Consider the following 23,460-nt stretch of genomic DNA (forward strand, 5'->3'; position numbering starts at 1 on the left):
TGCTTCCCCTTATCTGCCGTACACACGCTCGCCCGGAGGCCAGCGCGTGATCGTGACGGGGTGGTGGGCGATCCGCGTCGTCCCGTCGGGCTCTCGATGGACCAATGTGTGCGCCAGGAAGCGCTCGTCATCGCGCTTGGGAAAATCGGTTCGCTGGTGCGCGCCACGGGATTCTTCTCGGTGCAAAGCGGATTCGACGATCGCCTGTGCAACGTCGAGCATGCCGGACAGTTCGAGCAACGCCGTCAGCTCGGTGTTGAAGGTACGGCTGTGGTCGTCGATGCCCGCCTTCGCGAATCTTTCCTGGAGGGACCGGATCTGGTCGACGGCATTGGTCAGGCTGGGTCCGTCGCGGTAGATTCCGGCGGCGCCTTCCAACGTGGCCTGCATATCGCGGCGGATGTCCGCCAGCCGTTCACCGCCCTCGGCGCGGCGAGCCAGTTCGTGTTCCAGCCGCCGCGCCTCGGTCCTCGCCTGGGCCTGCGCCGCCGCTGAAGAGCCGCGAACCGCCGTCGCGTGCTCCGCCGCGGCACGGCCGGCGCGGGCTCCGTAAACCAGGAGCTCGGGCAGTGAGTTCGACCCCAACCGGTTTGCGCCGTTGATGCTCACACATGCTGCCTCGCCGGCGGCGTAGAGCCCGGGAATCGTTGTGGCGCCATCGATATCGGTGTGCACTCCACCCATCATGTAGTGCACGACGGGTCGCACCGGGACCAGTTCGGTAACGGGGTCGATGTGCTGGTAGTCGCGGCAGAGTTCGCGCACGAATGGCAGCCGTGCGTCGATCAGATCGGCGCCGAGGTGGCGCAGGTCGAGGTAGACGACGGGCCCGTATGGGGTGTCGACCGTGCGCCCCTTTTCCTGCTCGTGCACGAAAGCTTGCGAAAGCCGGTCCCGGGGTCCGAGTTCCATGCTGCGCAGCTTCGGCTCCGGCGTTGGCTCGCCGAGATCGTAATCCTGCAGATAGCGGTAGCCGTCCTTGTTGAGCAACCAGCCACCCTCCGCCCGAGTCGCCTCGGTGATCAGGATTCCGGTGAATGGCAGTCCGGTCGGGTGGTACTGGACGAACTCCATATCCTTCAGCGGTGCGCCCGCTCTGAAGGCGAGGGCCATTCCGTCCCCGGTCTTGATGCTGGCGTTGGTGGTGAACGGAAACACTCGCCCACATCCACCGGTGCAGATGATCACCGCATCCGCGAGGATCGTCTCGATCCGCCCCGTCGCCAGCTCGATGGCGACCAGACCGGCTACCCTGCCTTCCTCGACGAGCAAGGTCGTCGCGAACCATTCGTCGTAGCGCACGATATCCGGATACGCGAGGACACGCTGAAAGAGCGTGTGCAGCAGGTGAAATCCAGTCTTGTCGGCGGCAAACCAGGTGCGCAGCTTCTTCATTCCGCCGAATGCCCGAACGGCGATGTGCCCGTCGGGCGTGCGGCTCCACGGGCAGCCCCAGTGCTCGAGCTGCAACAATTCCCGGGGGGCCTCGACCACGAACGCCTCGACCGCGTCCTGGTCGCATAGCCAGTCGCCACCCGAAATGGTGTCATACGCATGCTCGTCCGGACTGTCATCCGCACCGGCTACGGCGGCTGCCCCGCCTTCTGCCGACACGGTGTGGCTGCGCATCGGATAGACCTTGGACACGATCGCCACGCTCAGCCGGGGATTCGCCTCGGCAACCGCGATCGCGGCGCGTAGGCCTGCGCCGCCGCCGCCGATCACCACAACATTGTGGACATTGGTTGTCGCCGTCATGGCTGCGGCTCACGCCTCGTGATCGCCACTGTGCTCGTCTGTCAATACTTTGCCGTCGTGCCGAATCGTTCTGATGCGGACGCATCCGTCGTGGTAGATGTGCCTGCTCTCACGACAGCCGCAGGAGTACGTCAAATCGTCATAGGCGAATCCGTCGTCGTCGGTCTCAACGTGGCGATCGCCTTCTGCCGTGTGCCCGCAGGGCGCCTTCTGCTTCGTGAAGTGCGTTGTGATCGCGGCCATGGTCCCGCCTCCTCGAGGATCAGGCGAGTGATCTAGATCACACCAGGATATGCGCGCACCGGATCACGCGCGGGCGATTGTGTGGATGCGGTTGGCGGTCAGACGGCCCCGGCGACGGGTGACTTCCGGACCGAACGGCCGTCGCTCCCCGTGTTGCGTGGTGCGCGGCTGCGGGGAGCCCCGACGCGAGCCGATAACGAGTGGGCCAACTCCCCGCGCAGCGGGTTGCCGATGGGCTACCGTGCGGTCAATCCGCGTTGGATGGAGCCCGGTCACTGTCCGGGGTCAACTGCGACGAGGTGATGTCGAGTGCACAGTGGCTCACCCAGGACGCACACTCTCGACGAGTCCGTCCTCGTCGATCAGGAGGAAGCCGAGCGGCCTGTTCACGACTTCCTCAGATCAACCCCGGGCCGGTTGGCGCTGCTCGCCGTCGTTCTGGTGGTCGCGCTGCTCGCCGTCGGAGCGGTGGCGTCGAAGACGGTGTCGGATCAGCGCGGGCGGCTGGAGACCCTGCGGACGCACACCGAGCCGTTGGCCGACGCCGCACAACGGATCTACGGTGCGTTGTCCTTCGCCAACACGACCGCCGCCGACGGGTTCCTCGCCGGTGGAATCGATCCGCAGGAAGTCCGCGAACGGTATGACGCCGCCATCGGACAGGCATCCGCAGGCCTGGTGACGGCGTCGAACGGAGTCGCGCCCAACGACGCCAACTCTTTGTCGCTGCTCACCGATCTGTCCAACCAATTGGCGCTCTACACCGGGGTGCTTGCGACTGCCCGCGCCAACAACCGCGCCGGGCATCCCGTCGGCGTCACCTATCTCAGCGAATCGTCCTCTCTGATGCAGAGCTCCCTCCTGCCGACCGCCGAACGGTTGTACCGGAGCCAGTCCGACACCGTCATGGCGGCCGGCGACTCCACCCGATTGTCACCCGTGGTGATCGCCTGCGCCGCAGTGGTGTTCGTGTCGCTGGTGCTCGCTCAGGTCTTTCTGGCCCGGCGCAGCCGTCGACGCCTCAACCCGGGTCTGCTGCTCGCGTCGCTGCTGATGGCGGTTCTCGTGGTGTGGTTGATCGTCGCAGGGCTGGTGTCGACGCACGCCGCCACCGCCGCACGGACGCACGGCGGCGAGCCGCTTGACACGGCGGTGACCGCGCGGATATTGGCCCAGCAGGCCCGCGCCGATGAGATCGTCGGACTGCTCTCCCGGGGCTCGGATCCCTACTCCGACATACGATTCGGCGAGCGCACGGCGCAGATCGGGTGGCTGCTCGACGAGCGCCCGGTGGGCGGCGCGAAAGAGGCGCTGCAGCACTGGATCCGCTCACACGACACACTCAAGAACACGCTGACCGGCGGCGACTATGCCGGCGCCGTCGCGATAGCCCGCGACGACGCCCCCGAGCACTCGACGGCCCAATTCACCGCGCTCAATACCGCGTTGGGTGACGAAATCGCCGTTCTGCGTGAACGGCAGCGCGACGGGATCACCCGCGCGTACACCGCACTGAACCTGCTTCCTGCGGGTGCGGCGGCGCTCGGCGTGATCGCCGCACTGGCCGTCGCCGCTGGCATCGCACCCCGATTGAGCGAGTACCACTGATGCGTGCCGCTGCCCTGCACCTGCTTGCCGCGGCGCTGCTCGCCGGCTGCGCCACCGTGCAGCCGTTGGTCGAGGTGTCGCCGTCGCGGACCACCCTGCCGCTGCCCAGCGGCACGGTGATGAACCCCTCGGCGCTCGGCGCGCCCGTCGAGAGCTGTGACGCCACCGCGAGTTTGCGACCGTCCACCGATGCGGGCCCAGCGGTCGAGGCGATTCGCAGGCGCGGCAGATTGATCGTCGGCCTCGACCAGAGCACCAACTTGTTCAGCTTCCGCGACCCCGCCTCGGGGGAGTTGCAGGGCTTCGATGTGGACATCGCCCACGAACTCGCCAGGGATCTGCTCGGCGATCCGAACAAGGTCGAATTCCGGCTCCTGACGTCGGGTGATCGCCTCGATTCGCTGAAGAACCAGACCGTTGACGTCGTGGTCAACGCGATGACCATCAGCTGCGCCCGCGCCGAGGAGATCGCGTTCTCGACGGTCTATTTCGAGGCCAGCCAGCGCCTGCTGGTGCCCAAGGATTCGCCGGTGCAGGGTCCCGGCGATCTCGCGGGCAAGCGGGTGTGCGCACAACTGGACACCACGTCACTGGCCACGATCGGCCGGATCGCACCCGCGGCAACTCTGTTGGGCGCCGCGAACTGGGACGACTGCCTGGTCGCGCTGCAGCAGGGCCAGGCCGACGCGGCCAGCACCGACGACTCCATCCTCGCGGGCCTCGCCGTCCAGGATCCCAACCTACACATCGTCGGCCCCAGCCTGGAACCCGAGCCCTACGGAATCGGTGTCAACCGGGACCAGCAGGATCTGGTCCGCGCGGTCAACGCCAGCCTGGACCGGATGCGTCGAGACGGGACATGGCTGTCGCTATACCAAACCTGGCTGACCGTCCTCGGACCTGCGCCCAACCCGCCTGAACCGAAGTACCGGGACTGACATGTCGGGCGAGGAGGGCACCCGCGCGGTCCTGGTGACGCAATCGGAGCCGGTCAAGATCGAAGGCACCCGCGCCCGGTTGCGCACCGGCCGGCGGCTCATCGGCGACGGCATGGTCGAGATCCCGATCAGTGCGGATATCGAGCCCGCGAGCGCAATCCTCACCAATCCCGTTCTGGCCGAAGCGAAACGGATGTGCGCCAGCTGCGGACGACCGGTGGGTAGGGGGTCCAACGGCAAGCCGGGACAAAGCGAGGGCGTATGCCCGCACTGCGGCGCCCTGTTCTGCTTCTCGCCGCAACTGGAGCCCGGTGAGCTCGTCGCCGGGCAGTACGACGTCCGGGGGTGCATCGCGCACGGCGGGGTCGGCTGGATCTACCTGGCGATCGACCGCAACGTGAGCGACCGCTGGGTGGTGCTCAAGGGCCTGTTGCAGCCCGGCGGCGAGCAAGCGAAGGCCCTCGCGGTCGCCGAACGTCAATTCCTCGCCATGGTGAACCATCCCGGCATCGTCAAGATCTACAACTTCGTCGAGCACCCGGGCTTCGACGGCCGCCCGATCGGCTACATCGTGATGGAGTACATCGGCGGCACCACGCTGCAGGCGGTGCTCGCCAAACAGCGGGCGGCCACACCCGAGGGTGAACCTCAGCCGATGATGGCGGTGGAGCAGGCGCTGGGCTACGTGCTCGAGGTGATGCCCGCGCTGTCCTACCTGCACTCGCTGGGCCTGGTGTACAACGACCTCAAACCCGACAACATCATGCTCACCGAGGACAATGTCGAGCTGATCGACATGGGCGCGGTGTCGGGCATCGGTGATTTCGGATACATCTACGGCACCAAGGGATTTCAGGCACCCGAGATCGTGCGGACCGGACCGACCATCGCCACCGACATCTACACCGTGGGCCGGACGCTGGCGTCGTTGACCGTCGACCTGACCGACGACCGCCATATCGAGACGCTCCCGGGCCGCGACGAAGTGGCGCTGTTCGAGCGGTATGAGTCCTTCTACCGGTTGCTGATCCGTGCGACCAACCCCCTTCCCGCGCAACGATTCTCATCCGCCGACGAGATGGCCAACCAGTGCAGGGGAGTGCTGCACGAAGTCCTCGCCGAGCAGACGGGTCTGCCCAGCCCGCGGCGATCGGTGCTGTTCAGCGCGCCGCACTCGACCTTCGGTGCCGATCTGGCGCTGCGGCCAACGGATGTGTTGAGCGACGGCCGCAGACACAGCAGCCGGCTGAGCATCGACGGTGTCTCCCGCGCGCTGCCCACCCCAGCACCGGCCGATGATCCGGACAGCGATTGGCGGATGGACTGGGAGGACGCCGTCACCGCCCTGGATGCCGGCAAACCCAAGGCGGCGCGGGCATGTTTCGAACGAGTCGTCGCCGCGCTGCCTGGTGAAGCCGCTCCCAAGCTGGCGGTGGCGGCGACGGCCGAACTGCAGCTCGACAGCGACACGCCGGGCGATATCGAAGGACTGACCCGGTGCGCCGAGAAGAATTACCGAACCCTTTGGCGCACCGACCATTCCATCGTCAGCGCGGCGTTCGGCCTGGCTCGCCTGCTGGTCGCCCGTGGCGATCGCACCGGTGCACTGACGGTGCTCGACAAGGTGCCCCTGACGTCCCGGCACTACGGAGAGGCGCAGCTGACGTCGGCGCTGATCCTCGTCGGCGGGCGTCCGCTGACCGAGATCGTCGAGGCCGACCTGCGCGACGCCGCGAGCCGCGTCGGCAAGCTCGCCGACACCGAGCCGCGCGTCGTCCAGATCCGTGCGCTGGTCCTGGCCACCGCACTGGACTGGCTGCGGTCCGGAGCGGTGGCCGCGCCGGACCCGATCGGCGGGCACCCGTTCGACGAGCACGGCCTGCGCGCGGGCATCGAGGACGCACTGCGGGAACTGGCGCGGCATTCGCCACGACGGCGACACCGCTACAGCTTGGTGGACCTGGCGAACTCGATCAGGCCGCCGAGCTGGATGTGAGCCGAACTCCATCCAGTTACAGGTCCACTTCCGGTGGCGTGGTGGCCGGTGCCACGCGAGCCGCCGGTCGCAGCCGCGCGATGATGCCGTCGATGTCGCGGATCATCATCTCGGGCCGCACGAAGTGGCCGCCGGGCACCTCGTTGGCGTCACACGGAATGCCTGCGTCACTGAGGCGTCCGCGGAACTCCCGCTGGCCGGCGAGAACCTGGGTTTCGTTGACACTGTCGAACCAGTTGAGCGGGTCCGGGCTGGTGCCCGCGACCAGGAAGATCCGCTTGTTCTGGTAGCTGGGGATCCGCTCGATCGGGTTGTCGGCGGTGACCCTGGCCTGATCCCAGAACGGCGCGCCGTAGACGGTGCCGCCGGCCAGGTCCAAGACCGCCGAGGTGATATTCGCCCAATGCACGACCAGGCCGGCATCGCGACGCAGACTAGCCGGGCCGGAATGGGCGCTCACCGAGGCGAAGTGGCCGTAGTACTTGGCCGTGTACTTCAGCGCACCGAAGCCACCCATCGAGAACCCACCGACCGCACGACCGTCGTACTCGGCGAAGGTCCGGAAGTTGGCGTCGATCCAGGGCAGCAGTTGGGCCATGTGGAATGTCTCCCAGTTCCGCGGGCCGACGAACGAAGTGACCGGGTTGGAGCACCAGCCCGCGTGCCCGCCGTCGGGCATCACGACGATGATCGGCTTGCCGGCGGTCCAGCCGCGGATGCCCAGAAAATCGAACTGGCGAAAATCGTCATTGCCGCCGTGGTGCAGGTAGAGGACGGGGTAGCGCCGCCCGCTGGTGCGGTAGTCGTCCGGAAGCAGGACGTTGACACCGGGATTCCAGCCGATGGCGGACGTCTGGAACCGGTAGTACCACAGACGCGGGTCGTTCTCGTTGCGGTCGACGATCCTCAGGCCGAAGCCGTCACTGCGCCCGGTGAAGATGACCAACTCGCGCCCGACGTCGATTGCGGCAGGATCCGCGACGCCGTTGACGGAGGCGATCAGGGGATAGAACGAGGAGTTGCCGTAGAAACGCGTGGCCAACCCCGAGAGCGTGTCGCCGGCGACCACCCGGTACCGGGTGATCTCCGGGATGATCAACGGCTGGCCCGCGTTGACGGTGGCGGCGTCGGCGATCCCGCTGGCCTTGGCGATCAGCCACGACAGATCCGCGTCGCCGTAGAAACGGCTGGCCAATCCCGAGAGCGTGTCACCCGCGGCGGCCGTGTAGCGACTGTAGTCGGCCACGATCAGCCGTTGCCCCACATTGATCGCGTTCGGATCGGCGATCCCGCTGGCGGTCGCGATCAGCCGATGGAGTTCGGCGTCGCCGAAGAAGCGCAACGCAAGTGCCGACAGCGTTTCCCCCGCGGCAACCGTATGTGTTCTGGTCATCGTTCACTCCTCCGGGTGTTTCAGCACTGTAAACGACCGATTGCCGTCGTGGATGTAATCGCGCGTTCGGGATGGTTCTCCCGGTTGGACGATCGCTGCCCGACGCCGGCCACGGTCGGCTCAGGTGTTGCGCGACTTGCGGATTGGGCGTTCGGGGACACCCGCGAAGGGTTCATTTCGTCGTCATCGACCCGATGTAGTAAGTCTCCCGCCCGGTCGGGTATCCGCCGCCGGTGGTGGCGATGTGAACGTGGTCGAAGTGGTTGGCGGTCTCGTTGCCGTAGTCCGCCGTCCAACTCGGGGCGCCGACGCCGGGGTAGAAACCCTGCCGCCAGATCACGTGCAGAACGCCCCAGCGTTTCGCGTTGGCCAGCGCGTACCCGGCCACCTGATTGCCGAGCTCGATTCCCTCCTCGGTGCCGTGCCGGGGGATCATGACGTCGATCGCCAAGCCGTTGGGATGCCACCGCAGCGGATCCTGGCGGTAGCCGCCGATCGTGGTGATCTCGGGAAACATCACGCTGATCGCGCGGGCCGCCCAGATCGTCCTGATCTGTAGACCACCCTCCGGCGCGACGCCGGGGGGCAACTCCAACTGGAAGATCCGGGGGTCGACGGGCACGCTCGCCGCGAGTAGATCGGCCTCCGCGGGAATGGCGGGCACCGGGGTGCTCGACGGCGCGGGCCGGGGGTCTGTGCGCGCCACCGCCCGGTCCTCAGCGCAGCACGGGACCTCGACGACTTGGGCGTAGAACATCGCCGCGGAGACGACCAGCGACGCCCCGAGAGCCAACCAGCGCCCCCTGCCACGTGCCGGCCCCTTTGCGCCCACGACAGCACTGTAAGGGCGCGGTGGTGGATCTGCGGCAAACTTCACGATCTCCTTATCGCGAGCCTGCAGTCCGGTGCGTCCGCGACCGCCGGAACGCGGTGGGCTTGCCCGCCGGCGTCTGCATGATGGTCGTGCAATCGGCACCGTCACAGGCCACGCGGAAGTCGGCGCGCGAAGATTGCGCGAGCCCGACGACGTGCGCCGAACGGTCGAGGTGCCGCGCCCGCTTTCTCGATGAGACCGCCCAGCTACGTGCGGCGCATGCCGCGGACGGCGACGCGATAGTGTAAGCCGTCGTTACAACGCGGAGCTTTCTCGAATACCGGACCGACACTGACGCGGGAGTACAGCCACATGAGCGCCGATCAGCCGACCATCATCTACACCCTCACCGACGAGGCGCCGCTGCTTGCGACGTACTCCTTCCTGCCGATCATCCAGACATTCGCCGAGCCTGCGGGTATCAAGGTCGAGCCCAGTGACATCTCGGTGGCGGCGCGCATCCTGGCCGAGTTCAGCGATTACCTCACCGACGAGCAGAAGGTTCCCGACAATCTCGCCGCGCTGGGCCGCCTCACCCAGGATCCCGACACCAACATCATCAAGCTGCCCAACATCAGCGCCTCGGTGCCGCAGCTGCTCGCCGCGATCAAGGAGTTGCAGGACAAGGGCTACGCGATCCCCGACTACCCGGCCGACCCCAAGACCGACGAGGAGAAGTCGCTGCGGGACCGCTACTCCAAGTGTCTGGGTAGCGCGGTGAACCCCGTTCTGCGCGAGGGCAATTCGGATCGCCGGGCGCCGAAGGCGGTCAAGGAGTACGCGAAGAAGCACCCGCACAGCATGGGCAAGTGGTCGATGGCCTCACGCACCCACGTCGCCCACATGAGGCATGGCGACTTCTACCACGGTGAGAAGTCGATGACGCTGGACCGCGACCGCGACGTGAAGATGGTGCTGGAGACAGCCGACGGCGAGGCGATCGTGCTCAAGGCGAAGGTATCGCTGAACGACGGCGACGTCATCGACTCGATGTTCATGAGCAAGAAGGCGCTCTGCGACTTCTACGAAGAGCAGATGCAGGACGCCTACGAAACCGGAGTGATGTTCTCCCTGCATGTCAAGGCCACCATGATGAAGGTCAGCCACCCCATCGTGTTCGGGCACGCGGTGAAGATCTTCTACAAGGATGCTTTCGCCAAGCATCAGGAGCTGTTCGACGAGCTGGGCGTCAACGTCAACAACGGCTTGTCCGACCTGTACAGCAAGATCGAGTCGCTGCCCGCGACCAAACGCGACGAGATCATCCACGACTTGCATGCCTGCCACGAGCACCGGCCTGAACTCGCCATGGTGGATTCGGCGCGCGGCATCTCCAACTTCCATTCGCCTTCCGACGTCATCGTCGACGCGTCGATGCCGGCGATGATCCGCGCCGGCGGCAAGATGTACGGCGCCGACGGCAAGCTCAAGGACACCAAAGCGGTCAACCCGGAGTCCACCTTCTCCCGGATCTACCAGGAGATGATCAACTTCTGTAAGACCAACGGCGCGTTCGATCCGACCACCATGGGCACCGTCCCCAACGTCGGCCTGATGGCGCAGAAGGCCGAGGAGTACGGCTCACACGACAAGACGTTCGAGGTCCCCGCCGACGGCGTCGCCAATTTCGTCGACATCGACACCGGTGAGGTGCTGCTCAGCCAGAATGTCGAGGCCGGCGACATCTGGCGGATGTGCATCGTCAAGGACGCACCCATCCGCGACTGGGTCAAACTGGCCGTGACCAGGGCCCGTAACTCCGGCATGCCCGCGCTGTTCTGGCTGGACCCCTACCGGCCCCATGAGAACGAGTTGATCAAGAAGGTCAACGCGTACCTCAAGGATCACGACACCGAGGGCCTCGACATCCAGATCATGTCGCAGGTGCGGTCGATCCGGTACACGATGGAACGGCTGATCCGGGGCCTGGACACCATCGCCGTCACCGGAAATATCCTGCGCGACTACCTCACCGACCTGTTCCCGATCCTGGAACTGGGCACCAGCGCCAAGATGCTGTCGATCGTTCCGCTGATGGCCGGCGGCGGGATGTACGAGACAGGCGCCGGCGGGTCCGCGCCTAAGCACGTCAAACAGCTGGTCGAGGAGAATCACCTGAGGTGGGATTCGCTCGGCGAATTCCTGGCTCTGGCCGTCAGCCTGGAGGACCTGGGCCTCAAGACCGGCAACAAGAGGGCCGGGATCCTGGCCAAGACGCTGGACGCCGCGACCGGGAAGCTGCTCGACAACGACAAGGGCCCGTCGCGCAAGACCGGTGAGCTCGACAACCGCGGCAGCCAGTTCTACCTGGCCATGTACTGGGCGCTGGAGCTGGCCGCGCAGACCGAGGATCCGGAACTGGCCGAGCACTTCGGGCCTTTGGCCAAGGCGCTGGCCGAGAACGAGGACACCATCGTCGCCGAGCTCGCCGAGGCGCAGGGGGAGCCCGTCGACATCGGCGGGTACTACCAACCGGACAGCGAGAAGACCTCGGCCGTGATGCGGCCAAGCAAGACCTTCAACGAGGCCCTGGCGGCGGCCCAAGGCTGACCGCCTGACGGACGATCCCGCCCGGTGTCTCCTGCGCAGGGAGCGCCGGGTGGGTCAGGTCGGCTTGCCGCACAGTTCGTCGGCCGCGATCGGATTCACAACGCCCATCACCAGTCCTTCATGCTGCGGGCAGACGTGGTGTATCGCCGTGATGAGCACTAGTGCGCCGTCCATCTCGTCGAGTCCCCGGTCGTACACGCGGATCATCCCGTCCACCACCCCGTCCGAGGTGGGGTTGCCGGTGATCGATTCGCACAGCTGAGCTGCCGAGGACTCGATCGTCGGCAGTGGGGTCGCCGGATTGGCCTGGGCCGGTATCGAACTGGTCAGCACTGCGCATGCGCCGACGACCGCGGCGATGCATACCTTGTTGAGCATCGAAGTGTTGATCGCCGAAATGTTGAGCATCGAAATTCCATCCGTCTGGTGCGTCGTCTCGTGTTGGTGGGCCGCCGCCTCAACAGCACCGCCGCGGCCCCCAGCCGGCGCAGCCGTCCGGTGTCGGGCAGATCGTGGCGACCGATATCGCGGACGTTCCTGCGGGCGTTCCTGCGGGCGTTCCCGTGGGCAACGGTGCATAGGTGGCATTGCCGAGAATCCGCGGCGCGAGCATGCCGATCAGGACGACGAACACGAGAACCAGGACGAACACCACCGTTCCCGGCAGGACGGGCGCGGCCGCGCGAGCGGCGCGCGGGGTTTCGTGTTCGGTGACGGGCGGTGGGACGTCGCGGTCGCCTTCGCTGACCCGCACCGGCGCCGCCGCGGCTATCTCATCGATCTCGGCTGTCGGTCGCTGGGCTACCACTGCGGCTTCCATTGCCTCCACCTTCTGGACGAGCTGATCGAACCTGTCGCTATCAGCGTGCGTCGAGCCGGCGAAGAGGAAAGCAGTAGTCGACTACCTCATTTTCCGGTCGCCGGAGGTCTGGGGCGGCCGATCACCGGCCCTGTGCGGGTCACCCTCCAGCCCTGACGTCCGCCCGAGGGGTGCCGGCGCAGGTACTCGACTACGCGCGCGATCGGTGATGCGGTTCGGGCTCGCCTGCCGAAGGATGAACCCGTACCGGGTAGCCGTGCCGCAGCGCGAGCACCGACAGCTCCGGGGTGATCGGCACCGCCGGCTCGGCTGCGATATCGCCCAGCGCGACGGCGTCCGCATAACCTCCCGGGGACCAGCGATGCAGTGCGCCTTTCCAGATGAGCCTGTAGTCCCGCAAGCGTGTGTCACCCAAGACGATGAACACACCGTCGGGCAGTGTGCGGATCTCGGCAGGTCTGTGCGACTCACGCCGCGAGGCGTTGAGCCGCCTGTCGAGATCCTTCGCGCCCGCGATCGGGTCGTCGCTGCCGGCATTCACCGCGTGGATGTAGGCGCGGTAGTCCTGTGGGCGGCATTCACCACAGGGCCGATGGCCCGCGGCGAGCGCGACGGCCTCGTCGAGAAAGAACAGCTCGGTGTAGCGGTTGGGGGTCATCGGCGTGCGTCTGCGGCCCTTGAACTCGAGCAGGCAGATCAGCCACGCGAGGTTGAGCGAACGGCGGACGATCCGCTTGTTCTCGTCGTGCAGGACCCCACGATTGCCCATGAACATGCACCTGGCGTCGGCGGCGATCAACTCGCCGGCCGGATCCACCCGATTCTGCAGGGGCACGCCGTCACGGTATCGGGCTCAGGCGCGGCGCCGAGATCCGCATCAGGGCTGTGGTCGCGGCGGTGACGACGACCGGGACGCAGAAGTCGGCGTTCGCTGCGGGCGCGATGCGGGCGCACGCGGGCCCGCTGTCAGCCGCGTTCGGTAGGGTCCTGCAATGTGACCGGAAGTGATGCACTCAAATCCGTAAACGCCCGTCTGGCTGAGGAAATGGCCGTCGCCGAGCCGCAGGTGGCCGCCGCCGTCCGGCTGCTCGACGAGGGCGCGACCGTTCCGTTCATCGCCAGATACCGCAAGGAGGCCACCGGAAGTCTCGACGACGGCCAGCTGCGGACCCTCGAGGAGCGGCTACGGTATCTGCGGGAACTCGATGACCGCCGGGCGGCGGTGTTGGCCTCCATCAGGGAGCAGGGCAAGCTCACCGACGACCTGGCCGCCGCGCTGATGGCCGCCGACACCAAGTCGCGCGTCGAGGACATCTACCTGCCCTACAAACCCAAGCGGCGGACCAAGGCGCAGATCGCCAGGGAGGCCGGGCTGGAGCCGCTGGCCGACCGGTTGCTGGCCGACCCGGCGCTGGTCCCCGAGCAGGCCGCAGCCGAGTACGTCTGCGAGGGTTTCGACGACGCCGCCGCGGCGCTCGAAGGGGCCAGATACATCCTCATCGAACGCGCCGCCGAGGACGCCGAGCTGGTGGGCGCCGTGCGGGAGAAGTTCTGGGCCGAGGGTTCGGTGCGGACGGCGCCATGGTCGGAGGACGTAGCGAAAAGTGCTGCGGCACAGAAGTTCCGCGATTACTTCGAATTCGCCGAACCGCTGCGGGACATGCCGTCGCATCGGGTCCTCGCCGTCATGCGCGGCGAGAAGGAAGAGGCCCTTTCGCTGACCTTCGACAGCGGTGACGACGAGGCATACCAGATCATGATCGCCCAGGCGCTCGGCATCAACGTCGCCGCGACGGGCGCGTCGACCCCCTGGCTGGCCGCCACCGTCCGGTCGGCCTGGCGCACGAAGCTGATGGTGTCCGCGGCGGTCGACGCGCGGGTGCGGTTGCGGCTGCGCGCCGAGGAGGACGCGGTGGCGGTGTTCGCCAAGAACCTCAAGGACCTGTTGCTCGCGGCGCCTGCGGGTGCGCGCACGACGCTCGGGCTGGATCCCGGCTTCCGTACGGGTGTCAAGGTCGCCGTCGTGGACGGCACCGGCAAGGTCGTCGACACGTGCGCCATCTATCCGCATCCGCCGCAGAAGCAGTGGGATGCGGCGAAGGCCACGCTGGCTGCGCTCGTCGCCCGCCACAGCGTCGAGCTGATCGCTGTCGGAAACGGAACCGCCTCACGGGAGACGGACGCCCTTGCCGGCGAACTCATCGCCGACATCAGGGCCGCCGGTGCCGCCGCTCCCACCACGGCCATGGTGAGCGAGGCGGGCGCGTCGGTGTACTCGGCGTCGGCGTATGCCGCGCGCGAGCTGCCCGCCCTCGACGTGACGCTTCGCGGGGCGGTGTCGATCGCGCGGCGGCTGCAGGATCCGCTGGCCGAGCTGGTGAAGATCGAGCCCAAGTCGATCGGGGTCGGGCAGTATCAGCACGACGTGACGGCGGGCACGCTTGCGCGCAGCCTGGGTGCCGTCGTCGAGGACGCCGTGAACGCGGTGGGGGTGGACCTCAACACCGCGTCGGTCCCGCTGCTCGCGCGGGTGTCGGGGATCTCGGAGTCGTTGGCCGAAGCCATCGTGGCCCACCGCGACAGCAAGGGTGCGTTCCGCAACCGTGGCGCACTGATGGGCGTTCCGCGGTTGGGGCCCAAGGCATTCGAACAATGCGCGGGATTCCTGCGAATCCGTGACGGCGACGATCCCCTCGACGCGTCCGGTGTCCACCCGGAGGCCTACCCGGTGGTGCGGCGGATCCTGGATCGGTCGGGTCTGACGCTGGCCGAACTCATCGGCGACGAGCGGTCGCTGCGCATGCTGCGCCCCGCCGACTTCGCCGACGACAGGTTCGGCATCCCGACGGTCACCGACATCCTCGCCGAACTCGAGAAGCCCGGCCGGGATCCACGGCCCGCCTTCACGACGGCCACGTTCGCCGCAGGGGTGGAGAAGATTGCCGACCTCGACGTCGGCATGGTGCTGGAGGGTGTGGTCACCAACGTCGCCGCGTTCGGCGCGTTCGTCGACGTCGGGGTCCATCAGGATGGCCTGGTGCACGTTTCGGCGATGGCCGACCGCTTCGTCTCCGACCCGCATGAGATCGTCCGGTCCGGGCAGGTGGTGCGAGTGAAGGTGGTGGACGTCGACGTGGAGCGTCAACGCATCGGGCTGAGCCTGCGCCTGGGTGACGCGCCACCGCGGGGCCAGGCTAAGCGGACCGAACGTCCAGCCGCCGCCGGTGGTGGCGCCAAGGGCAACCGGGGCGATCGGCGAAACCCCGACCGGGGCAAGAACACCGGTCGCCGTGAGCCGAACCCTCCCGCGGGCTCGATGGCCCAGGCGCTGCGGGACGCGGGATTCGGGCGATGAGCCGATGGCCGGATCCACCCACCAGAAGAGGCCTCGGATAGGGCATTTCGGCCACCGATTCTGGGAACTTCGCCTCGTTCCACCGCACAGGGCGAATGCCTACACTGGCTGCGAGACCCCAGCGTTGTCGGCGTGTCATCGCATCATGCGTTGGTGGTGACACCGCCCGACGAGCGTAAGGGGAGTGAAATGTCCAACGAATCGGCGCCTTTCGGCGTCGTGGTGGGATACGACGGATCGGCCGCATCCGCCGCGGCGGTGCGCTGGGCGGCCCGCGAAGCGTTGATGCGAAACCTCGAACTGACCATCGTGCACGCCACCGCACCGGCGTTGAAGGATTCGTCGCTGATCAGCTGGACCGGTCCCGCCCCATCGGAATTACGGCGCGCACAGGAGTATCACGCCCGGCGCCTGGTTGACGAGGCTGCGAAGGTTGCCAACGAAGCCGCCGGCGGCGTACGCATCGAAACCAGTGTGGTGATCGGCGCACCCGTACCCACGTTTGTCGACCTGTCGAGCCGGGCGCGGTTGATAGTCGTGGGCAGGCGCGGCCGGACCGTGCTTCCTGGGGTGTCGTTCGGGTCGATCAGCACGGCGATGATTCATCACGCGCGGTGTCCCGTCGCGGTCATCCACGACGAGGTACCGCACGACGATGCGCCTGTGGTGGTGGGCATCGACGGGTCGCCCGTCTCGGAGTTGGCCACTGCGTTGGCGTTCGACGAAGCCTCATGGCGTGGAGTCGAATTGGTGGCTGTGCACGCGTGGTGCGACAGCGACCCGTTCGGCATCCACGAACCGGAGTGGGCGACTGCCCGGCCCACGGCCGAAGAAGCGCTCGCCGAACGACTGGCCGGCTGGCAGGAGCGCTACCCGGACGTGCGGGTGCGCCGCGTCGTGGTGTTCGACCAGCCCGCACAGCACGTGATCGCGGAGGCCGAATCCGCGCAGCTGGTGGTGGTCGGAACCCGCGGCCACGGCGAACGCACCGGACAACTCCTCGGCTCGGTCAGCGCCGCGGTCACCCAGGCCTGCCAAATCCCGGTGATCGTCGCGCGCCGGGGCTGACGCCCGCGGCTACCCGCCGTTGCGGACGGCCGGGAAGGTCACGACATCGCTCCCCAGCGGCAGCTCGTCGCGGCGCGGGCCGGTTCTGGTGGTGGCGATGGGAATCGGCTCCAGGGAGTCGTAGTAGGGCAGCACGTCAGCCAGGGGTGGGGTCTGACCGGTGAGCTCGAATGAGTCGAATACGTAGGGCATTCCGTCCGCCTCGACCACCGACGGTCGGTCGCACACCTGAAAATGTAGATGCGGTCCGCCCGACGTGCCGGAGCTGCCCACATCGGCGATGTGCTGCCCTCGGGTGACGCGATCGCCCACGCGCACCGAGATGCTGTCCTTGTGCAGGTGTGCGTAGACGGCGAAGCGCCCGTCGCCGATGTCGATCACCACCCGGTTGCCGCCGGCATTGGCCGGTGTCGGCTCCTCGCGGGTCTCGTCGACCCGCAGATCGGGATTGCCGTCGACCGCGACCACCACGGTGCCGTCGGCCACCGCGTACGCCGGCTGGCCGAACGTGGGAAAGCTGCTGGGAGACAAGGGATCACCCACGCCGGGCCGATTGTCCGAATCCAGCTGGTTGAAATCGATCGCGAACCGCTGCGCCAGATACCAGCGTCCGTCGATCGGATAAGGGGCGCGCCGGTGGGGTCCGTCGCAGCAGCTGCCGAGGGCGGCCCACCCCGCCCCGGCCAGCGGTGGAGCGATCGTCACCGGCAGCCGCTGGTCCACCTGCACCGTCGCCCCGTCGAAGGTCAGCGCGATTCCCGACGGTGGCATCCCGGCCGGCGGGTCGATCGTGATGCGGTGTCTGACCGCCGCGGGAACGGCCGTGTCGCCGAGCGGAATATCCAGCCATACGACGCCGACCGACGACGGGGGCAGCACGTCCGTCGGCATATCCGGGGTTGCCGCCGGTGATGTAGCCTTCCGCAATTCGTCACCGGCCAGCCGTATCAGTGTCGCGCCCGAATCGGCGTCGTCGATCTCGACCGCGGCGAGCGTGATGCCGGCGGGAACCACGTTGGTGAGCAGCAGCTCGTAGACGAGACGGACCTTGCCGTCGCTGCCGGTGAACCAACGCGGAGCGGATAGCGCGCTGTCGAGCAACGGGCTGAGCCGGCCTGCAGCAGGGGATGGCGCCGATTCGGCCACCGATTCGGTCATGGCCGCCGGCGGGGCCGGCGGGTTAGAACAGGAGGGCAGCGCCAGCCCGCACACCGTCAGCGCGATGACGACGACACACCGGCGTCTGGCCGGCAGCCGGTTGTGCGGGACCGGGTTTCGACTGGTGCGACACCACATCGTGTGATCACCCGCCTTTGTCGAGCGACCGCGGACACGCCGGCGGTTACTCGACCGAAGCTACTCGGCGCGCCGGTCCCGTCACGGTGTTTCGGTCAGGTACGTGCCGCCCGAGCGGCGGCGGCGAACGCCGCCATAGACGGGAACTCCAGCCCGTAGCTGAACTCCTCCGCAGGTTCAGGGGTGGCGCCGAACCCGGTGCGGTCGTGGCGGCGGTTGATCCACACCGAGGCGAGTCCGTGTCGCTTGGCGGGCACATGGTCGTGGAACAGACTCTGCGCGACATGGAGCAGTCGCCCCTTGGGTATCTCGTAGTCGGCCAGCGCGGCATCGAGCGCGGCGAAATGGTTGGCCGCCGGCTTGTATGCGCCGACGTCCTCGGCGGTGATGATCCTGTCGAACGCGACGTCCAGGCGCTCGTTGCTCGCGGCGAAACCCTCGCGGTGCACATTCGACAGGATGATCAGCTTGTAGTCCTCGCCCAGGGACACCAACGCCTCATGGGAATCGGGGAACGGGGGCCACGCCGGCACCGAGGAGCCGAGCCTGTCGGCCCATTCATCGGAGACGCTGCGACCCAGTGCGGCTCCGGTCCGCCGGAAGGATTCGGCGAGTACCGCCGGGTACAGCGCGGTGGGGCTCTCCCGCTCGACGGCGGCCTCACTGTCGCCATAGGCCAGCAGCAACCCATCGGCGGTGAGGTCGAGTCCCACCTCGTCGGCCCACGGCGCCAGGATGGCTAGCATCCCACTCTCCCAATCGATCAGCGTGCCGTAGCAGTCGAAGCTCAACGCGTCGTAGTCGGCGAGGTTCACGGTGCTGCCTCCGTGTTGTGGTCAGGACGTGTTGTAGTCAGGACGTGTCGAGTTGGGGCGGCTGGCGCGCGGTGTGCCCAGCCACACCATAAAGGTACGGAACGCGCTCATCGGGCGGGATCCGCGATCGGCCGTGCCGGAAACCCCGCGGCGCACAGGCACCGCGCGGGACAATGACCACGTCACGAAGGAGGGCCGTCATCATGCGCTACGTCGTCGATTGCCGTGACCAGCCCAATGAGATCAACTGCACACTGACCATCGCCGGTGAACGCGATGAGGTGGTCAAAGCCGCGGTCGCGCATGCGATTTCGTCGCACGGCCACACCGATTCGGAGGAGCTCCGCTCAGCGGTCGAAGGTCTGCTCAAACCCGAGGAGGTCGGTTCGGCGCTCTAAAGGAGCCTTCACGCCGAACCTGTCGAAGGCGTCGATCACCCGCACGCCCTCTCGCACCTGAGCGGACGTCACGGTGTTGTCGGCGTCCCAGTTCGCCAGTGCGCCCGCGCTGACGTATGACGGGGATTCGCCGAGTGCGGTGAGCCGTGGGCGAGGTCTGCAGCCAGTCCTCGGCGCCGTTGCCCTTCCCGGCGATCGGCACGACGGTCGGCGATCCCGCGCCGCGGCACTCCGCGAAGATGGCGCGGCCTGCGCCGACGTCGACCGATGCGGTGAAATCCGTGGACGCGGGTCATCGCAAGAACTTCCCTCGTGCGAGGTCGCTCGGGCTGAGCGTAGTCGGCTCAACCTTGCGATTTCGGCAATTGGCGTCGATCGCGCGGCGCGCGAAGGGTAAGCAGGTCCCATGACGCAGACGGACGGCTTGCTCTTCAATCCGAACACCTACGACCCGGTTGAGTTCGACCCCGAGACGCGGCGGCTCCTGCGGGCCACCATCGACTGGTTCGAAAGCCGGGGCAAGAAGCGGTTGCTCGATGACGACCTGGCCGCGCAATGGCCCGCCGATTTCGTCGAGTTCGTCAAGCGCGAGAAGCTGTTCGCCACCTTCCTCACCCCGTCCGAGATGGCCCCGCCAGACTCGCCGAGCAGACGCGAAAGTCCCCGAATTGCGTCCGAAACCGGTGCATTTGCGTCTACTCGGCCGGAAGCAGAAGGGGGCAAGCGGTGGGACGGTGCGCGTAACGCCGCCCTCGCCGAGATCCTCGGCTTCTACGGGCTGACCTACTGGTACACCGAGCAGGTCACCATCCTGGGCCTCGGGCCGATCTGGCAGAGCGCCAACGTCGACGCCAAGCGCAGGGCCGCACGAGACCTGGACGCCGGGGAGGTGATGGCGTTCGGGCTGTCCGAACGCGAGCACGGCGCCGACGTCTACAGCACCGACATGGTCCTGTCACCCGCGAGTGAGGAGGATCGCGCCGACGGCATCCTCTACCGGGCGTCGGGGGAGAAGTACTACATCGGCAACGGAAACGTCGCCAGCATGGTGTCGGTGTTCGGCCGGCGCGACAATGTCGTCGCGGACGCCGGGCGCGACGACGCGTACGTGTTCTTCGTCGCCGACAGCAGGCACGAGAACTACCACCTGGTCGACAACGTCGTGCACATGCAGATATACGTCAGCACGTTCCGCCTGGACAACTATCCGGTGCGTGCCGAGGACATCCTGCACACCGGCGTGGAAGCCTTTGCGGCGGCGCTGAATACGGTCAATGTCGGCAAGTTCAACCTGTGCTCGGCGTCGATCGGGATGGCCGAGCACGCCTTCCACGAGGCGATCACGCACGCCCATAACCGAATCCTCTACGGCAAACGCGTCACCGACTTCGCCCACGTGCGGGCGAACTTCGTCGACTCCTACGCGCGGCTGGCCGCGATGAAGCTGTTCAGCAGGCGCGCGGTGGACTACTTCCGCAGCGCCAGCCAGGCGGACCGTCGCTACCTGCTGTTCAATCCGATGACCAAGGCCAAGGTCACGATGGAAGGCGAGACCGTGCTGCGCGCACTGCACGACGTGATCGCCGCCAAAGGCTACGAGAAGAACACGATGTTCCGTGAGGTCGCGCAGCTGATCGGCACCCTGCCGCGGCTGGAGGGAACGGTCCACGTCAACGTCGGCCTGGTGCTCAAGTTCATGCCGAACTACATGCTCAACCCGCTCACCTATCCGGACATCCCCACCCGCGATGACCCGACCGACGACGTGTTTCTCTGGGATCAGGGACCGACACGCGGGGCCGGGAAGGTGCAGTTCGCGGACTGGATGCCGGTGTATGAGAAGCACGCGAGCATCCCCAATGTCGCGAAGTTCTTCGAGCAGGCACAGGCGTTCAGGACATTCCTGTTGACCGCGGCGCCCGACGCCGAGCAGCAGCGGGACCTGGACTTCCTGTTGACGGTGGGCCACCTGTTCTCGCTGATCGTGTACGGGCAACTGATCCTCGAACAGGCCGCGCTGAGGGGACTGGACCCCGCCACCGATGCCGACCTGATCGACCAGATCTTCGATTTCCAGGTCCGCGACTTCAGCGGCTACGCCGTCGCGCTGCACGGAAAGCCGAGTTCGACTCAGGCCCAGCAGGATTGGGCGCTGGGCACGATCCGCAAACCGGTGCCCGACGCGGACCGCTTCGGCCGGATCTGGGATCGTGTGAAGGCCTACGACGGCGCATACGAGATGCGGCCATAAGGCCCGGCTCCGGAGGGTGGAGGAGGTGGCGGAGCGGGACCGCGCCCGGTGGGACGAGCGATATGCGGGCAGCGCGCCGGCAGTGGTGGGTTCCGACGGCCCGCCACCGGTGTTCGCCCCCTTCGCCGAGGTTTTCCCGACGGCGGGGCGGGCCCTTGACCTGGCCTGCGGGCGCGGGCTGGGGGCGGTGTGGCTGGCCCGCCGCGGCCTGGATGTGTGGGGGGTGGACATCTCGCGGGTCGCCGTCGACCAGGCGCGGGACCTGGCCAGGCGCAGCGGTGTCGGCGAGCGCTGCCGGTTCGGTGTCGTCGATCTCGACGACGGGCTTCCCCCGGGGCCGCCCGTCGACGTCATCGTGTGCCAGCGGTTCCGGGACGCCCGCCTCGACGCGGCGATCGTCGGCCGGCTGGCACCGGGCGGGTTGCTGGCGATCACGGTGCTCAGCGAGGTGGGTGCCGGCCCGGGGCCGTTTCGGGTGGCCGCAGGCGAACTGGTGACCGCATTCGCCGGGCTCGCCGTCATCACCGCAGGCGAGGGCGGCGGCGAGGCCTGGCTGCTGGCAAGGGGCTGACGCACGCCGGTCAGCAACGGTGCGCACATTCGGTCCCGGGGTGCGAACATGGGTCACTCCGAACCACTGTGGCGACTCCGGAAGGCAGGTGCGCGGCCGTGCACCGCGAGACTGTCTTCGTCCTCACGCTCGCGGTGTTCGCCTACGCGGTGGTCTCCGACGTCGTCCGGCGCAGCTACCTCGCCCCGGCCCTGATATTCGTCATCGCCGGAATGGCGCTGGGGTCGGACGCCCTGGGTCTGATCGACATCGACCCCGACACCGAGAGCTTCACCGTGCTGGCGCAGGTGGCGCTGACCGTCATCCTGTTCAACCAGGCGGCCCGGCTGGACCTGGGTGCGCTGCGGCGGGGGCGGCGGGTGTCGCTGCGTCTGCTCATCATCGGCATCCCGGTCTCAGTGGCGCTCGGCACCGCGACGGCGCTGCTCCTGCTGCCCGTCCTGCCGGTGTGGGAGGCGGTGTGTCTGGCGGTCATCGTCGCCCCTACCGAGGTCGCGCTGATCGACGCGCTGATCGAGGATCACCGCATTCCCGAACGTGTCCGGCATGCGCTGTCGGTGGAAAGCGGGTTCTACGACGGATTCGCCCTGGCCGGCCTGTTCGCCGCCCTGGCCCTGGCCTCCCTGCAGGTGGACAGCGCGGCGGCGCACTGGGCGGAGTTCGCGTTCCGCATGATCTTCGTCTCCGTCGCGGTGGGCGCCGTCATCGGCCTGACCGGCGCGCTGGCGATCACCAGATCCCGCGCCAAGGGCTGGATGAGCGACACCTGGGCCCAACTGGCGACGCTCGCCCTGGCGCTGGCCTGCTTCTGGGCGGGCGAGCACCTGCACGCGAGCGGGTTCGTCGCGGCGTTCGTCGGCGGCCTGACCTTCTCGATGGTGTCGGCGAAGGCGGGGGACCGGATGGCGATGCAGGTGTCGGATTCCGCCGGTCAGCTTCTCGAACTGCTGGTGTTCGCGCTGTTGGGCGCGTCGGCGGTCATCCCTGCGTGGCGGGACGCCGACTGGCGGGCGGTGGTGTTCGCGCTCGTGGCCCTGTTCGCCGCGCGGATCGTGGCGGTCGCCATCGCCCTGGCCGGCACCGGGATGCCCGCCGTGAGCACCCTGTTCATGGGATGGTTCGGGCCGCGCGGCATCGGAACCCTGGTGTTGGGGTTGTTGGTGATCGGCACAGGCAACATCGGGCAGGGGCCGCTCATCATCCAGATCACGGTCATCGCGGTGACGCTCAGCCTGCTGCTACACAGCATCTCCGCGCCGCTGGGGATCCGCCTGGCGCACCGGTACGAATCGGTCTGAGCGCGGCGGTCCGATGACCGCGGTGCAGAGCCAGATTTGTCGGACCCTCGAACTAGTGTTCGATGTATGGAGTTGGTGGCGGCGGTGACAGCGTTGGACGCGCTGGATGCGGCGTTCGACACGCTGGGCGCGTTGCCGCTGCAATCCCTGACCCACCCCGAGCAACTCACCGTGCTCGACCGGCTGGAAACCCTGCGCCGGCGTCAACCCGCGCTGGACCACCGGCTG

19 protein-coding genes are annotated in these 23,460 nt (G+C 67.5%); 10 read left to right on the forward strand and 9 right to left on the reverse strand.

The genetic code is table 11. The features are described from left to right. Positions 1-9: 9 nt before the first annotated feature. Positions 10-1,758, reverse strand: coding sequence for a fumarate reductase (quinol) flavoprotein subunit (frdA, locus tag ADBZ6K_RS24370; protein ID WP_526351554.1), 1,749 nt, complete (start codon positions 1,756-1,758; stop codon positions 10-12). Between the two features lie 9 nt (positions 1,759-1,767). Continuing rightward, positions 1,768-2,001, reverse strand: a complete 234-nt coding sequence (locus ADBZ6K_RS24375; RefSeq protein ID WP_526351556.1) for a hypothetical protein — start codon at positions 1,999-2,001, stop codon at positions 1,768-1,770. 309 nt (positions 2,002-2,310) lie between these two features. Between ADBZ6K_RS24375 and ADBZ6K_RS24380 the strand changes: the two genes are divergently transcribed. From ADBZ6K_RS24380 to ADBZ6K_RS24390, 3 genes are read left to right on the forward strand one after another with little or no spacing between them, the layout of a single operon-like run. Next, positions 2,311-3,609, forward strand: coding sequence for a GlnX family signal transduction membrane protein (locus ADBZ6K_RS24380; RefSeq protein WP_526351558.1), 1,299 nt, complete (start codon positions 2,311-2,313; stop codon positions 3,607-3,609). Then, on the forward strand, positions 3,609-4,547 hold the full coding sequence (locus ADBZ6K_RS24385; RefSeq protein ID WP_526351560.1) for a glutamate ABC transporter substrate-binding protein: 939 nt from the start codon (positions 3,609-3,611) through the stop codon (positions 4,545-4,547). The genes ADBZ6K_RS24380 and ADBZ6K_RS24385 overlap by 1 nt, the downstream gene beginning before the upstream one ends. Before the next feature lies 1 nt (position 4,548). After that, on the forward strand, positions 4,549-6,543 hold the full coding sequence (locus tag ADBZ6K_RS24390) for a tetratricopeptide repeat protein (RefSeq protein WP_526351562.1): 1,995 nt from the start codon (positions 4,549-4,551) through the stop codon (positions 6,541-6,543). A 16-nt stretch (positions 6,544-6,559) separates the two neighbouring features. On the opposite strand, the gene ADBZ6K_RS24395 is transcribed toward ADBZ6K_RS24390, so the two are convergent. Both ADBZ6K_RS24395 and ADBZ6K_RS24400 read right to left on the reverse strand, forming a co-directional pair. Continuing rightward, the gene (locus ADBZ6K_RS24395; RefSeq protein ID WP_526351564.1) at positions 6,560-7,936 is read right to left on the reverse strand and encodes an alpha/beta hydrolase-fold protein; all 1,377 of its coding nucleotides are present in this window, start codon (positions 7,934-7,936) and stop codon (positions 6,560-6,562) included. Between the two features lie 172 nt (positions 7,937-8,108). After that, positions 8,109-8,693, reverse strand: coding sequence for a VldE C-terminal domain-containing protein (locus ADBZ6K_RS24400; protein ID WP_526351586.1), 585 nt, complete (start codon positions 8,691-8,693; stop codon positions 8,109-8,111). Between the two features lie 429 nt (positions 8,694-9,122). Between ADBZ6K_RS24400 and ADBZ6K_RS24405 the strand changes: the two genes are divergently transcribed. After that, a complete protein-coding gene (locus ADBZ6K_RS24405; RefSeq protein WP_526351566.1) occupies positions 9,123-11,360 on the forward strand; it encodes an NADP-dependent isocitrate dehydrogenase in 2,238 nt (745 codons plus the stop codon). A gap of 54 nt (positions 11,361-11,414) precedes the next feature. Here the strand turns inward: ADBZ6K_RS24405 and ADBZ6K_RS24410 are convergent, their stop codons facing one another. The 3 genes from ADBZ6K_RS24410 to ADBZ6K_RS24420 all read right to left on the reverse strand — a co-directional run bounded on the left by ADBZ6K_RS24410 (position 11,415) and on the right by ADBZ6K_RS24420 (position 12,979). Beyond that, positions 11,415-11,768 (reverse strand): hypothetical protein, encoded by a 354-nt coding sequence (locus ADBZ6K_RS24410; RefSeq protein WP_526351568.1) that lies wholly within the window; start codon positions 11,766-11,768, stop codon positions 11,415-11,417. 49 nt (positions 11,769-11,817) lie between these two features. Next, entirely contained in the window at positions 11,818-12,180 is a 363-nt protein-coding gene (locus ADBZ6K_RS24415; RefSeq protein WP_526351570.1) for a hypothetical protein, read from the reverse strand. Between the two features lie 190 nt (positions 12,181-12,370). Beyond that, on the reverse strand, positions 12,371-12,979 hold the full coding sequence (locus ADBZ6K_RS24420; protein ID WP_526351572.1) for a hypothetical protein: 609 nt from the start codon (positions 12,977-12,979) through the stop codon (positions 12,371-12,373). Between the two features lie 246 nt (positions 12,980-13,225). Here ADBZ6K_RS24420 and ADBZ6K_RS24425 point away from each other — a divergent pair, with 246 nt between their 5' ends. Both ADBZ6K_RS24425 and ADBZ6K_RS24430 read left to right on the forward strand, forming a co-directional pair. Then, complete coding sequence (locus ADBZ6K_RS24425) at positions 13,226-15,535, forward strand: Tex family protein (protein ID WP_526351588.1); 2,310 nt, start codon at positions 13,226-13,228, stop codon at positions 15,533-15,535. A 189-nt stretch (positions 15,536-15,724) separates the two neighbouring features. Further along, positions 15,725-16,603, forward strand: coding sequence for a universal stress protein (locus ADBZ6K_RS24430; protein ID WP_526351590.1), 879 nt, complete (start codon positions 15,725-15,727; stop codon positions 16,601-16,603). Positions 16,604-16,612: 9 nt separating this feature from the next. Here the strand turns inward: ADBZ6K_RS24430 and ADBZ6K_RS24435 are convergent, their stop codons facing one another. Further along, the gene (locus ADBZ6K_RS24435) at positions 16,613-17,761 is read right to left on the reverse strand and encodes a M23 family metallopeptidase (protein WP_526351574.1); all 1,149 of its coding nucleotides are present in this window, start codon (positions 17,759-17,761) and stop codon (positions 16,613-16,615) included. Positions 17,762-17,994: 233 nt separating this feature from the next. Further along, complete coding sequence (locus tag ADBZ6K_RS24440; RefSeq protein WP_526351576.1) at positions 17,995-18,714, reverse strand: HAD-IA family hydrolase; 720 nt, start codon at positions 18,712-18,714, stop codon at positions 17,995-17,997. 203 nt (positions 18,715-18,917) lie between these two features. Here ADBZ6K_RS24440 and ADBZ6K_RS24445 point away from each other — a divergent pair, with 203 nt between their 5' ends. The 4 genes from ADBZ6K_RS24445 to ADBZ6K_RS24460 all read left to right on the forward strand — a co-directional run bounded on the left by ADBZ6K_RS24445 (position 18,918) and on the right by ADBZ6K_RS24460 (position 23,232). After that, complete coding sequence (locus ADBZ6K_RS24445; protein WP_526351578.1) at positions 18,918-19,112, forward strand: DUF1059 domain-containing protein; 195 nt, start codon at positions 18,918-18,920, stop codon at positions 19,110-19,112. A 406-nt stretch (positions 19,113-19,518) separates the two neighbouring features. After that, positions 19,519-21,363 carry an acyl-CoA dehydrogenase family protein gene (locus tag ADBZ6K_RS24450; protein WP_526351580.1) on the forward strand — a complete coding sequence of 615 codons (1,845 nt, stop codon included), beginning with the start codon at positions 19,519-19,521 and terminating at the stop codon, positions 21,361-21,363. A gap of 25 nt (positions 21,364-21,388) precedes the next feature. Continuing rightward, positions 21,389-21,934, forward strand: coding sequence for a class I SAM-dependent methyltransferase (locus tag ADBZ6K_RS24455; RefSeq protein WP_526351582.1), 546 nt, complete (start codon positions 21,389-21,391; stop codon positions 21,932-21,934). 98 nt (positions 21,935-22,032) lie between these two features. After that, on the forward strand, positions 22,033-23,232 hold the full coding sequence (locus ADBZ6K_RS24460; RefSeq protein WP_526351584.1) for a cation:proton antiporter domain-containing protein: 1,200 nt from the start codon (positions 22,033-22,035) through the stop codon (positions 23,230-23,232). Positions 23,233-23,460: the final 228 nt, after the last annotated feature.

This window comes from Mycobacterium sp. (genome assembly GCF_044223235.1).
GTDB lineage: Bacteria > Actinomycetota > Actinomycetes > Mycobacteriales > Mycobacteriaceae > Mycobacterium.

Excerpts from the sequence above, each read along its gene's own strand:
- ADBZ6K_RS24445 (WP_526351578.1), top strand. The coding sequence starts at position 18,918 with ATGCGCTACGTCGTCGATTGCCGTGACCAGCCCAATGAGATCAACTGC.
- ADBZ6K_RS24400 (WP_526351586.1), bottom strand. The coding sequence starts at position 8,693 with ATGTTCTACGCCCAAGTCGTCGAGGTCCCGTGCTGCGCTGAGGACCGG.
- ADBZ6K_RS24375 (WP_526351556.1), bottom strand. The coding sequence starts at position 2,001 with ATGGCCGCGATCACAACGCACTTCACGAAGCAGAAGGCGCCCTGCGGG.
- ADBZ6K_RS24410 (WP_526351568.1), bottom strand. The coding sequence starts at position 11,768 with ATGCTCAACATTTCGGCGATCAACACTTCGATGCTCAACAAGGTATGC.
- ADBZ6K_RS24395 (WP_526351564.1), bottom strand. The coding sequence starts at position 7,936 with ATGACCAGAACACATACGGTTGCCGCGGGGGAAACGCTGTCGGCACTT.
- ADBZ6K_RS24425 (WP_526351588.1), top strand. The coding sequence starts at position 13,226 with ATGGCCGTCGCCGAGCCGCAGGTGGCCGCCGCCGTCCGGCTGCTCGAC.
- ADBZ6K_RS24430 (WP_526351590.1), top strand. The coding sequence starts at position 15,725 with ATGTCCAACGAATCGGCGCCTTTCGGCGTCGTGGTGGGATACGACGGA.
- ADBZ6K_RS24390 (WP_526351562.1), top strand. The coding sequence starts at position 4,549 with ATGTCGGGCGAGGAGGGCACCCGCGCGGTCCTGGTGACGCAATCGGAG.
- ADBZ6K_RS24405 (WP_526351566.1), top strand. The coding sequence starts at position 9,123 with ATGAGCGCCGATCAGCCGACCATCATCTACACCCTCACCGACGAGGCG.
- ADBZ6K_RS24415 (WP_526351570.1), bottom strand. The coding sequence starts at position 12,180 with ATGGAAGCCGCAGTGGTAGCCCAGCGACCGACAGCCGAGATCGATGAG.
- ADBZ6K_RS24450 (WP_526351580.1), top strand. The coding sequence starts at position 19,519 with ATGACGCAGACGGACGGCTTGCTCTTCAATCCGAACACCTACGACCCG.
- frdA (WP_526351554.1), bottom strand. The coding sequence starts at position 1,758 with ATGACGGCGACAACCAATGTCCACAATGTTGTGGTGATCGGCGGCGGC.
- ADBZ6K_RS24385 (WP_526351560.1), top strand. The coding sequence starts at position 3,609 with ATGCGTGCCGCTGCCCTGCACCTGCTTGCCGCGGCGCTGCTCGCCGGC.
- ADBZ6K_RS24435 (WP_526351574.1), bottom strand. The coding sequence starts at position 17,761 with ATGACCGAATCGGTGGCCGAATCGGCGCCATCCCCTGCTGCAGGCCGG.